This window comes from Microbacterium radiodurans (assembly GCF_008710705.1).
Taxonomy (GTDB): Bacteria; Actinomycetota; Actinomycetes; order Actinomycetales; family Microbacteriaceae; genus Microbacterium; species Microbacterium radiodurans.
In genome coordinates this window covers 57,175-69,220 of record NZ_VYRZ01000003.1, presented here as the reverse complement: position 1 = coordinate 69,220, position 12,046 = coordinate 57,175, and the positions used below count along the sequence as shown (strand labels likewise).

The following is a 12,046-nucleotide window of genomic DNA, read 5'->3' as shown; positions in this document are numbered from 1 at the left end:
GAAACCGGGGTGCGCGATGCACCCCGGTTCGATGAGCGAGAAAGGGTCAGCTGCCGGCGAGCTGCTGGTCGAGGTCCTGGATCGCGCGCATCATGCCCAGCAGCGAGTCGGACATGTCGTTGATGCCGTCGACCGCGTTCTTCAGACCCGTCGTCAGCTCCGAGTAGCCCTCACCGAACTTCCCCGACGCGTGCTGCGTCTTGAAGTCATCACCCAGCAGCGTGTCGACCTGCGACTTCAGGGTGTCCAGCTGACCCTGAATGTCATCACGAGCCTGCGACAGCGAGTTCGCAACCTGCTCCATCTCACCGTAAGACGCACCGAAATCAGCCATGACGGCCCTCCTCGTATTCGTTGGTCCGACCCCCCTCCGGAGCCGACACAGAAAACCTATCCAGGATCCTCCACTCGGGTCGATGGGGAGAACTCCCCACCCTGCGATCTGCTATGCAATCGCTTTCCCGCAGCCACAGCGGGCGGCTGGTCCAGGAGCGTGATCGTCGATGCCGATTCCCCGGATGCCGGGTTCCGGCTCGTTGCGCGCGCGGCGACGAGCCGGAACCCCGCGCGTCAGGCGCCGGGCTCGACGATCGTCTCGACCGGCACGGGGACCGGCGCCGGAGCCTCAGCTCCACCGCTCGCCGTCGGGGACGGTGCACCCGTCGACCCCGCAGCCGCCGACGCACCCGCCGTCGCGCCGGCGGGAACCGTCGCGGCATCCACCAGCGGCATCTGCACCGTCACGGCGCGACCGGCCTGGACGAAGATGCCGCGGCCTTCCGGGAAGTCGCTGCGCTTGACCTTCGGGAACGGGACCTTGAACACCGCATCGCCGTCGAAGGCATCCGGTTTGAGGATGATGCCCTTTCGTCCGCCCTTGAAGTCTCCGACGAGGCCGAAACCGCTGGTCACCTGCGTCACGTCGGCATCGCCGATCAGCAGGTGATCGCTGCGGTTCACCGCCTGGAAGAGCGCCTTCAGCGGTCGCTCCGCGGGCGAATCCGCGAACTGCGGCACGTCCTCGACGACGATGAGAATGCGGCGCCCCAGCGTCTCATCGCCGACGAGCTCCGCGAGCTCGGTCGCCAGTTCCTTCGCGTCGTCCGGTGTGGTGGCGCTGCGCATCCACGGCGCATACTGGCGCAACTGCGAGCGTCGCCCGCCGAAGTGGAAGAGCGTGACCTCGGGATCGAGCCGCATCATCGAGGCGACGAGCGCCTTCATGGCGGTCGTCTTGCCCGCCATCGGCGGCCCCGCGACGACGAAGGTGCCCACCGGGTCGAACTCCCGCGCGGCGAGCGTGTCCTCGGCGACGCCGAGCACCGGGAACTCCCCGATGCGCTCGGGCAGATCCGTGAGGGCCAGACGCGTCGGCAGCGAGCCGATCTCGGGAACCTCGCGCACGCCGCGAGCGCGAAGCTCGTCGGCGAGCTGCGCGAGGAGCTTCGTCTGCTCCGCCACGTTCGGCGTTCCGCCGAGCACCGCGATCTGCGTCTCGAACCCGTCGACGATCGCGCGGCCCGGCGCCGAGCGCTCATCGAGCACATCCTTCGGCGCGTTGAGCAGCCCGTAGGCGTTCTCATCCGAGAGGCGCAGCACGACACGGCGCGAGATGTTCGAGCTGACGGCCGTCGGAACCGACCCGGAGCGATCCGCCGTCGCCACGACGTGAACGCCGAGCGGACGACCCTCGCCGAGGATCCGCATGAACGCCTGATAGAACGGCATCCGGGCCGTCGTCGACTCCCACTCGGCGCGGAACTGCGGAAGTCCGTCGAGGAGAAGCACGATGCGGGCCTCGTCGCGCCCGGTCAGATCGCGGTACTCGGCGATCGTCGAGGCGTTCGCGGCACTGAACCGCTTGCCCCGGTCGTCGAGCACGGCGCCCAGCGAGCGCATGATGCGCTGCACGCGCTCGGCGTCGTCGCCGGGGATCACCGAACCGACGTGCGGCAGTCCCTCGAGGCTCTTGAGCGACCCCGAGCCGAAGTCGAGACCGTAGACCTCGATGTTCTCGGCACGCCGCCCCGTCGTCGCCGCCGCGATCGCGATCGTCTTCAGCACCGTCGACTTGCCGGAGCCGCTCGTGCCGTAGACGAGCATCGAGCCGTCGCGGTCGGGGTCGAAGTAGACCGCCTCCTGCAGCTGACGCTCGGGGATGTCGCTCTTGCCGATGAGGATCGCTCCCCCGCGGCCGGCGGGGAGCATGCGGATGTCGACCGTCGTCTCGAGGTCGTCGAGCCAGGGGCGTCGGGGCGCCGGGATGGCGGCGTGGTTGGCCGCCGCGACGAGGGTCGCCACGATCCGCTTCTGATCGTTCGGACCCGGGTCGATCGCCGCGGCGGGGTCCTCGGGCTGCTCGTCGATCTCCCATCGCTGCACCGAGCCGAACCGCAGCTCGGCGATCGACACATCGGCGGCGACGACCTCGTCGGTGCTCCAGCCTCCCGCGTACGCCGACTGGAACGGGACGAGTCGCCCGGGGCCGGTCTTGGCGATCCCGCGGCCGGGAATGCTCGGATCGAAGCGCGCCGCCACCGGGTCGTCCACGACGTCCTTCGAATCCGACTCGTCGGCCATGCGGAGGGCGACGCGCAGGTTGGTGTTGGCCCGCAGGTTGTCCTTGATGACGCCCGCGGGACGCTGGGTGGCCATGATGAGGTGGATGCCGAGGGAACGGCCGCGCTGGGCGATGTCGACGACACCGTCGACGAACTCCGGAACCTCGCCGGCGAGCGCCGCGAACTCGTCGATGACGAGCACGAGCGCCGGCGGCGTCTCGGGGTCGCGCCGCTTCTCGAGTTCGAGCAGGTCCTTCGCCTTCTTGCGGTTGAAGAGGTGCTCGCGGTGGTGCAGCTCGGCGCGGAGGCTCGTGAGCGCCCGGCGCACGAGGTGCGGGCTCAGGTCGGTGACGAGGCCCACGGTGTGCGGCAGCTCGACGCAGTCGGCAAAGGCCGACCCGCCCTTGTAGTCCACGAAGAGGAAGGTGACGCGGTCGGGGCTGTGCGCCGCGGCCATGCCGAGCACCCAGGCCTGCAGGAACTCCGACTTGCCGGCACCGGTCGTTCCTCCCACGAGCGCGTGCGGCCCCTGGCTGCGGAGGTCGAGCGTCATCGCGTCCGTCGCGCCCTGCCCGACGATCGCGCGCAGGTTGCCGGACTTCTTCAGTCTCGGCAGCGCGGCGCCCGAGCGGTCGAGGATCGTGTTGTTCTCGCGCCACCGCTCGATCGCGAATGAGGGGTCGCCGGCGAGCTCGGAGCCCACGAGCGAGAGGAACATCACGGCATTCGGGATGTCGGAGGAGTCCTCGATGACCGTGCTCGCATCGGCGACCGGAGCGAGGCGCTTCGCCAGCACCGTCATGAGCTCGTTCGAGACGCCCTCGACCTCGGTCGTCGCGTACTCGACGCCGCTGCGCACCGTACCGACGCGAGCGTTCGACAGTCCGGCCGAGACATCCACGAACGTGCGGCAGACGGCCGGGAGGGCGTCGACGACGGGGGCGACGAAGATGCCGTAGACACCGACATCGGCGCCGCGCTCGAGCACCTGGGTGAGCCGGGCGCGATCCACCGGCGCGTCCGAGGTCACGATGACCACGACCGCGGTCTGGCCGGGGAAGGTCGCCTCCTCGGCGGCGCGACGCACGTCGGTGCCGTAGCGCATCGGGTCCCAGTCGTCGTCGAAGGGCAGACGGGGCGCGGATGCCGCCTTCGACCGGCGCATGACGAGCTCCTCGAGCCCCGAGAGCATCGCCGCCCCCGTGGAGGCGGAATCCGACAGCGGCATCTCCCGGAAGGGGCTGCGCTCGCTCGAGGTGTGCGGCAGCCACTTCAGCCACTCGAGCTCCTTGGCCCAATCGGGCTCGGTGAGGGCGACGGCGACGAGGTCGTTGGGCGAATGGAGTCCGAACAGCTGCACCGCGAGGCCGCGGAGGGCGTCGGCCACCTCGCGCGCACCGCCGGCGACGCCGAGCACTCCCACGCTCTGCAGGGACTCGAGGACCGGGACGCCGTCGATGATCCGGTAGCGATCGCGCAGCCGATCGACGCGTTCGACGTACTCCTGGAGCGCATCGGGATTCTCCGCGCGCCTGATCGACGTGCGCGACGGCGCCTGCGACGACCCCATGCGCACGGCGAGGAAGTTCCAGTGCTCGGGGCGCCGGGTCCAGAGCATGGGCCCCAGCTGCATCGCCTGCTCGAACACGACGGCCACCGGGGGCACCTCGGCGTTGCGGACATCACGCTCGCGCGGACGCAGCCGGTAGAGCTTCTCTTCGAGCTCCTCGTAGGTGCGCTCGAAGATCTCCACCTCCTTGCGCTGCTTCTGGCCGAGTTGGGTGCGCTGCGAGATGAAGTTGCCGAGCAGCATCATCGGCGTCATGAAGACGATGAGGAGCGTCCGAGGCTGGTTCGTGATCGAGAAGAGCGCGATGCCGAGGATGAGCGGCGCGACGAGCATCGGCCAGGGGAAGATCCGCGAGACGGGGTCCTTCGGCATCCGCGGCTCTTCGAGCTCCTCGCCGACGTACCGCTCCTCGACACGCGGACTGCGGTTGAACAGGAGCGAGCCGCCGCGCTCGAGCACCGGATCCTGCTCGACCGGCGCGAAGTCCTCGGCCATCGTCACGACCAGCTCGGTGTCGCCGAGCTGGAAGCGCTGCCCGGGGATGACCCGCAGGCGCTGCACGAGACCGCCGTCGATCACGATGCCGTTCGCCGAGTTCAGATCCACGAGCTCGACGGACGCGCCGACCTCGATGCGCGCGTGGCGTTTGGAGACCAGGCGGTCCTCGATGACGATGTCGTTGCCCTGTGAACGGCCGATGGTGAAATGCCCCCGCGGCAGCGAGAACTCGCGACCGGCGAGCGGACCGCCCACGACCTGCAGGAGCGCGGCGACCGGGCCCCCGGCACCGCGTGCGGCGACGTAATCGGAACCGAGGTTGACGACCGAGGCGACGAAGCCCGACCCGACGGGCGCGTCGCTGACGAGCATCTGCGGATCGAGCATCACGAAGTCGGGCGACGTGGGCGGCGCGACGGTCAGCGTGAGGACGTCGGCTGGATCGGCCAGGACCTCTCGCCGCGGGTCGCTGTCGACGATGCGCCGCGCGACGTCCTGAACGGTCGCGGTCGAATCCGAGGTGACGACGATGTCGGTGCCGGAATGGTCGCGGCGCTGGAGGGTCAGCTTGAGTCTCAACGGGAGCTCCTGTCAGCGGATGCGGGTCGTGAGCGGTGCCGGGTCAGCCGACGGCCACGGTGGCCGAGCGGTCGCCGAAGCGGATGGTGTCGCCGCTTCGGACGTCGACGGCGACGCCGGGCTCGAGCGGCTGCTCGGCACCGGCCCGGACGAGCACACTGCCGTTGGTCGAGCCGCGCTCGACGGCGGTGAGGCTGTCGCCGGCGCGCAGCAGCGCCCAGTGGGTCTTCGAGATCGACCGCGAGGGGTCGGCGACGGGCACCGGCTCGACGTCCCGGTCGTCCGGACCCGTCGCCGGGGCCCGTCCGAGCACGACGCCGCCCCCGGTCACGGCGACCGTCTCGCCGGAATCGAGCGTGAGGGTGATCCGGGTCGAGGCGGGCGCGCCCGGGGCAGGTGCGGGTGCGGCAGCCGGTGCGGCAGCCGGAGCCCGCTCCTCCTCGAGCAGCGGCGGCGGGGTCCACGCGGATGCGCCCGCCGCGGGCGCGACGATGGCGCCGGGGGCGGCGAGTCCCGGCTCCGCGGCGAGGCCCGCGGTGGCGGGGACCGCAACAGGAGCGGGCGGGGCGGCCGGCGCGGCGGCGGCGGGTGCCGGAGAAGGTGCGGAGGCCGCGAAGGGAGCGGGGGCGACCGTGGTGGGAATGGCCGACGGGTGGTCGACCGCGGCATCCGCGTCATCGCCGACGACGCCGGCGCCGGGGGCCGAGCGCACCGCGCCGAGGACGCCGCCGCGATTGCGCGCGAGCGGCACGTAGGCTCCCGCTCCGCCGCCGGCGCCGGGAGTGGCGAGGGAGGGCAGCTCGGCCTTCTCGTCGCGCAGATCGGTCGCGGCCGTCTTGCGGGCGATGCGCATCCGCTTCTGGTCGTACGGGTTGAGGCCGTTGCGGATGTCGACGAGCCACGTCGCCGCGACGACGTCCGGCCAGCTGCGTCCGCGGCGGGCGGGGTCGAACAGCGGCGAGAGCGCGATCACGAGGAGCGGACCGAGCACGGGGATCGCGAAGCTCAGCGACAGGACGAGATAGCGGACCACCGCGCCGCGCCAGAACCCCGGTCGCTCGAGCGTGCGGACGTTCACCGCGCGCAGCCCGGTCGCCGCCTTGCCGATCGTCACACCGCGACGACCGAGCAGGATCAGCTGGACGAGGATGAACGCCGTCGACAGGACGCTGCTCGCGGCGGCGACCACGATCACGAGCACGAGGTCGTCGCGTCCCGCGAGGGCCGCCACCGGGTCGGCCGCGAGCGCGGCGCCGATCAGCGCCGGCAGCGCGATCAGCGCCATCGGCAGCTGCAGCAGGACGACGACGAGCGCCTCGATCACCGTCGCGAGCGCCCGGCGTCCGAACGGCGCACGGACCAGCCCGAGCGATGCGGCGTATTCCGGACGCGGACGCCCGTCGGCGTCGAGGCCCTCGATGGTGCGCTGGCGCTCGTCGATCTCCCAGATCACGCGTTCCTCCCCCGGACGGTCTCCGATGCGACCCTATCGCCCGGGCCGCGTCCGCCGATCACCGCTTGACTCCGAGGCGGGCAAGCGGTGTCCGGCCGACGGCGGGCGTCACGAGCGATCAGTGGAAGAAGTGACGCTCGCCCGTGAAGAACATCGTCACGCCGGCGGCGCGGGCGGCGTCGACGACCTCCTGGTCGCGCACCGATCCACCGGGCTGGATGATCGTCTTGATCCCGGCGTCGATGAGCACCTGAGGCCCGTCGGCGAAGGGGAAGAAGGCATCGGATGCCGCGACCGACCCGGTCGCGCGGTCGCCGGCGCGCTCGACCGCGAGGCGGCACGAGTCGACGCGGTTGACCTGCCCCATGCCGATGCCGACCGTCGCCGATCCCTGCGCGAGCACGATCGCGTTCGATTTCACCGCGCGGCAGGACTTCCACGCGAAGATCATGCCCTCGAGCTCCGAGGGGTCGGGGCGCTCGCCCGAGACCAGCTGCCAGTCCTTCGCGACCGACTCGATGTCGGCGGGGAAGCGGTCGGCATCCTGGAGCAGCAGGCCGCCCGAGACGAGTCGGACATCCATCCGCTCCTGCTGCCAGTCCGAGGGCAGTCGCAGGACGCGGAGGTTCTTCTTCAGCGCGAAGACCTCGAGGGCCTCGGGCTCGAAGTCGGGCGCGACGATGACCTCGGTGAAGATGTCGCGGAGGTTCTCGGCCATCTTCAGGGTGACCGTGCGGTTGGCGGCGATGACGCCGCCGAAGGCCGACACCGGGTCGCACTCGTGCGCCCGCAGGTGAGCCGACGCGATCGGATCGAGCGCCTGCGGCGCCGTGACCGCGATGCCGCAGGGGTTCGCGTGCTTGATGATCGCGACGGCCGGCTTGACCATGTCGAACGCGGCGCGCAGAGCGGCGTCGGCGTCGACGTAGTTGTTGTACGACATCTCCTTGCCCTGCAGCTGCTCGGCCTGGGCGATGCCGTGTCCGCCCGCGCGGGTGTAGATCGCGGCGCGCTGGTGCGAGTTCTCGCCGTAGCGCAGGGTCGCGAGGCGCTCCGCGCGGATGGTCAGGTGCCGCGGCAGTTCATCGCCCTCGAGGGTCGACTCGGCGAACCACGTCGCCACGGCACGGTCGTACTCCGCCGTGTGCGAGAAGGCGCGGGCGGCGAGATCGCGGCGCTGCGCGAGCGTCGTCCCGCCCGCGGCCACGGCCTCGATGATCGCGGGGTAGGACGAGGGCGAGACGACGATCGCGACGTTCGCGAAGTTCTTCGCCGACCCCCGGACCATGGCCGGCCCGCCGATGTCGATCTGCTCGACGACGTCGTCGCCCACCGCGCCGGAGGCCACCGTCTCGACGAACGGGTAGAGGTTCACGACCACCAGCTCGAAGCCCGAGATGCCGAGTTCGCCGAGCTGCTGCTCGTGGCTCTCGAGGCGGAGGTCGGCGAGGAGCCCCGCGTGGACGGCGGGATGCAGCGTCTTGACGCGCCCGTCGAGGGACTCGGGGAAGCCCGTGACCTCGGAGACATCGGTGACGGCGAACCCGGCATCGCGCAGAAGCGCCGCCGAGCCGCCCGTCGAGACGATCTCGACGCCCGCGTCCGCCAACGCCTGCGCCAGCGGCAGCAGGTCGGTCTTGTCGCTGACCGAGATGAGCGCGCGTCGGACGTTCACCACGTCGCGCGAGCGGTAGAGGGCGGGGTCGTGGCTCGGTCCGGCCATGGCGGTTCTCCTGTGTGCGATGTGCGTGTGCGGTGCGTTCGGGCGGCGCCCGGGGCGACGGTCGGTCAGCCCTCGGTCACGGTCGGGTGGGCGGTCGGGGCAGGGGCGGCGAGGTCGAGCTCACCGGTGGCGATGCGTCGGACGACATCGATCAGCAGGCGGCGCTCGACCGGCTTGATGCGGTCGTGGAGGGTCGCCTCGTCGTCGCCCGGGAGCACCGCGACCCGCTCCTGCGCGAGGATCGGCCCGGTGTCGACGCCGGAGTCGACGACGATGACGCTCGCTCCGGTCTCGGTCGCGCCCGCGGCCAGCGCGTCGCGCACGCCGTGGGCGCCGGGGAACTCGGGCAGGTACGCGGGGTGGGTGTTGATGATGCGCGGCGACCACGCGTCGACGACGGCGGCGGGCAGCAGGCGCATGAGTCCGCTCAGCACGACGAGATCAGGGCGCCAGGCGCGCAGCTGGGCGGCGAGCTCATCGCCCCACTCCTCGCGGGTCGCGAACTCGCGGAAGGGGACGCTGAAACTCGGGATGCCGTACGCCTCGGCGTGCGCGAGGCCGTCGGCCGGCCGGTCGGCTCCGACGACGATGACCCGGGCGGGGAAGCCGGGGTCGGCGGCCGCCTCCAGGAGGGCTCGGAGATTCGAGCCTCCGCCGGAGATGAGGACCGCGACCGTCAGCACCGTCCTACTCTACTCGCGGCAGATCCTCAGCCTCGTCCGCGCGTCCACCGTCTCGCGGGCGATCGTCCGCCTGAGCGGCAGCGCGCTGTTGGCCGCTCGTGCGCGGTCCGAACAGCGCGATCGCGGCGCCGATCCCGATCTGTACGGCGAAGGCGAGCGCCAGCGGCCCCGGCTCCGGGCCGAACGCGGCGAGCCGACCGGGCCCGAACGCCCCCGAGGCGACGACGGCGAGGATCGCGACCGCGGCGCCCGAGGCGACGACGGTGCCGCCGAGCGCCGCGAGACGGGGGCCGACGGGCTCGGCCGCCTCGGCGGATGCCGCGGGGCGTCGCGAGACGCCGGCGGCGAGAGCCCGCCGCGCCGCGAGGCCGGCCAGGACGCCGGCGGCGACGAAGAGGAGCGCGACGAGGAGGAGCGCGGGCGGAGTCTGCGGCGGGACGGCGGCGAGCACGGGGATGCCCGGGACGACGCCGAGCTGCGTCCCCGATGCCGCGACGGTCGATCCCGCGCCGAGTTCGAACCCGGGTCCGGCGGCGAAGGATGCCGCCCAGACGACGAGCGTCGGAAGGTAGGCGAGCTGCCCGAGTGTGAGCGCCGCCGCGCCGAGCGCGTCGACGTTGGATGCCTGGTAGAGGGCGACGACGTCGCCGCCGCGGGCGAACACGGCGACGGCGAGCACGAGGGCGCCCACGGCGACGAAGGCGGCGACGCCGATGCCGGTGGCCCGACCCGCCGCCGTGACCGCGGCTGCGTATCCCCGTCGATCGAGGCGGACGAACAGCGCGTCGACCGGACCGTCGTCGCCGTCGCGCCAGGCCCGCGCGAGCGCCCCGCCGAGAGCGGGCACTCCGAACACGAGGGCAGGGAGCAGGATCGCCTGCCAGGGCGCCACCGTCGCGATCGGGCTCTGCGCGGTCGCCGCGGCGACGCCGGCCAGCGCCGCGACCGTCAGGGTGCCCGCTGCGGCTCCGGTGAGCCCCGCGCCGGCCCCGGCCGCGCGACCGCCCGAGCGGGCGGCGAAGACGGCGGCGCCTGCCGCGAAGGCGAGCGGCGCGAGCGACAGCGGGAACGCGATGTCGGCGGTGCCCATCCCGGTCGCCGCCGCGTACTCGGCCGGCAGCGTGAGGTCGAGGGGCACGAGGTTCCCCGCCTGCCAGAGGCGCACGGCGGCGGGCCAGAGCGCCCCCCAGTCCGCTCCTCCGTCGAACGCGACCGCCCACAGCACCGTGAGAGGCGCAAGGGCTGCGGCGAGGCCGACGCCGACGGCGACGAGAGCGTCGAAGGCCGCGAGCAGGGCGACGAGGAGGCGATTCATGACTGAACGACCCTACCCAGGGTCCCCGTCGGTGCTGGGGACGCGCGCGGGGCGCTACCGTCTTACCGGAGGAATTTGTGAACACCACTGAAACGACCGCGTCCCCGAGCGCGCTCGACCGCTTCTTCGACATCAGCCGTCGCGGCTCGAGCATCGGCACCGAGGTGCGAGGCGGTCTCGTCACCTTCGTGACGATGGCCTACATCGTGATCCTGAACCCGATCATCCTGTCGGGCAAGCCCGACGTCGACGGCACGGTTCTCGACTTCGCCGCCGTCAGTGCGGCGACCGCCCTGACGGCCGGCGTGATGACGATCCTGTTCGGTCTGATCACCCGCCTGCCGTTCGCCTTCGCGGCGGGTCTCGGCATCAACGCCTTCGTCGCGTTCAGCGTCGTCGGCGAGGTGACGTGGGCCGAGGCGATGGCGCTCGTCATGATCAACGGCATCATCATCGTGCTGCTGGCGGCGACGGGCCTGCGCAAGCTCATCTTCGACGCCGTGCCGGTGCAGCTGAAGCTCGCCATCACCGTCGCCATCGGCCTGTTCATCGCCTTCATCGGCTTCGTCAACTCGGGCTTCGTCACCGCGACCGGCGAAGCCTCTCCCCCGGTGGGCCTCGGCGTCGGCGGCTCCGTCGCCTCGGTGCCGACCCTCATGTTCGTGCTGACGCTGCTGCTCACCGGCATCCTGGTCGCGCGCAAGGTCAAGGGCGGGATGCTGATCGGCATCGTCACCGGCACGGTGCTCTCGATCGTCGTCGAGGCGATCTGGCACCTGGGTCCCGCGACCGAGAACGCCGGGGGTTGGGGCCTCACGGTTCCCGCGCTCTCCGGCTCGCCGGTCAGCGTCCCCGATCTCAGCCTCATCGGCGCCGTCGACTTCGGCTTCGACCTCGGCAAGGTCAGCATCGTCACCCTCGTGATGCTGGTCTTCACGCTGGTGTTCTCGAACTTCTTCGACGCGATGGGCACGATGACGGGCCTGGCGAAGGAGGCGAACCTCGCCGACGCGAAGGGCGACTTCCCGCGCATCAAGTCGGCGCTGATCGTCGAGGGCGTCGGCGCGATCGCGGGCGGTGCGACGAGCTCGTCGTCGGCCACCGTCTTCGTCGAGTCGGGCTCGGGCATCGGCGAAGGCGCACGCACCGGGCTCGCGAACGTCGTCACGGGCCTCGTGTTCCTGCTCGCGATGTTCTTCACCCCGCTCACCTCGATCGTCCCGACCGAAGTGGCCGCCGCCGCACTCGTCGTCGTGGGAGCGATGATGCTGTCGCAGATCGCCCACATCGACCTGACGGACTTCCGCGTGCTGCTGCCGGTGTTCCTGACCGCGACGGTGATGCCGCTGACCTACTCGATCGCCAACGGCATCGGCGCGGGCTTCATCTCGTGGGTGCTCGTGAACGCCCTCTCGGGCCGAGCCAAGCAGATCAGCCCGCTGCTGTGGATCGTCGCCGCCGGCTTCGTGATCTTCTTCGCCCGCGGCCCCCTCGAGGCGCTCCTCGGGGTCTGACCCTCGCCCCGGTGGGCGCCTCCCCGGCGCCCAACCCGCCCCGACCACCCGAGCCCACCCATCACGCACCGCGCGTGACGGGTGGGCTCGAGCCGTTCGGGTGGGCTCGCAGCAGGGTGGGCCGGGAACACGACGAAGGGGCGGATGCCG

General features: G+C 71.7%; 7 protein-coding genes. 1 reads left to right on the top strand and 6 read right to left on the bottom strand.

What is annotated here, in order from left to right; all coding sequences use genetic code 11:
• Positions 1-46: 46 nt before the first annotated feature.
• The 6 genes from F6B42_RS10650 to F6B42_RS10625 all read right to left on the bottom strand — a co-directional run bounded on the left by F6B42_RS10650 (position 47) and on the right by F6B42_RS10625 (position 10,382).
• Positions 47-334 (bottom strand): WXG100 family type VII secretion target, encoded by a 288-nt coding sequence (locus tag F6B42_RS10650; RefSeq protein WP_150417668.1) that lies wholly within the window; start codon positions 332-334, stop codon positions 47-49.
• Between the two features lie 236 nt (positions 335-570).
• Positions 571-5,208, bottom strand: coding sequence for an FtsK/SpoIIIE domain-containing protein (locus F6B42_RS10645; protein ID WP_150419678.1), 4,638 nt, complete (start codon positions 5,206-5,208; stop codon positions 571-573).
• Between the two features lie 43 nt (positions 5,209-5,251).
• The gene (locus tag F6B42_RS10640; RefSeq protein ID WP_150419677.1) at positions 5,252-6,661 is read right to left on the bottom strand and encodes an RDD family protein; all 1,410 of its coding nucleotides are present in this window, start codon (positions 6,659-6,661) and stop codon (positions 5,252-5,254) included.
• A gap of 118 nt (positions 6,662-6,779) precedes the next feature.
• Complete coding sequence (gene purH / locus F6B42_RS10635) at positions 6,780-8,384, bottom strand: bifunctional phosphoribosylaminoimidazolecarboxamide formyltransferase/IMP cyclohydrolase (RefSeq protein WP_150419676.1); 1,605 nt, start codon at positions 8,382-8,384, stop codon at positions 6,780-6,782.
• Positions 8,385-8,449: 65 nt separating this feature from the next.
• Positions 8,450-9,067, bottom strand: a complete 618-nt coding sequence (gene purN, locus F6B42_RS10630; RefSeq protein ID WP_150419675.1) for a phosphoribosylglycinamide formyltransferase — start codon at positions 9,065-9,067, stop codon at positions 8,450-8,452.
• A 4-nt stretch (positions 9,068-9,071) separates the two neighbouring features.
• Entirely contained in the window at positions 9,072-10,382 is a 1,311-nt protein-coding gene (locus tag F6B42_RS10625; RefSeq protein WP_191089334.1) for a cell division protein PerM, read from the bottom strand.
• 77 nt (positions 10,383-10,459) lie between these two features.
• On the opposite strand from F6B42_RS10625, the gene F6B42_RS10620 reads away from it, so the two are divergent.
• On the top strand, positions 10,460-11,896 hold the full coding sequence (locus F6B42_RS10620) for an NCS2 family permease (RefSeq protein WP_150419674.1): 1,437 nt from the start codon (positions 10,460-10,462) through the stop codon (positions 11,894-11,896).
• Positions 11,897-12,046: the final 150 nt, after the last annotated feature.

What these genes read in the sequence shown, in the direction of transcription:
- purH (WP_150419676.1), bottom strand. Translation starts at nt 8,384, where the DNA reads ATGGCCGGACCGAGCCACGACCCCGCCCTCTACCGCTCGCGCGACGTG.
- F6B42_RS10625 (WP_191089334.1), bottom strand. Translation starts at nt 10,382, where the DNA reads ATGAATCGCCTCCTCGTCGCCCTGCTCGCGGCCTTCGACGCTCTCGTC.
- F6B42_RS10650 (WP_150417668.1), bottom strand. Translation starts at nt 334, where the DNA reads ATGGCTGATTTCGGTGCGTCTTACGGTGAGATGGAGCAGGTTGCGAAC.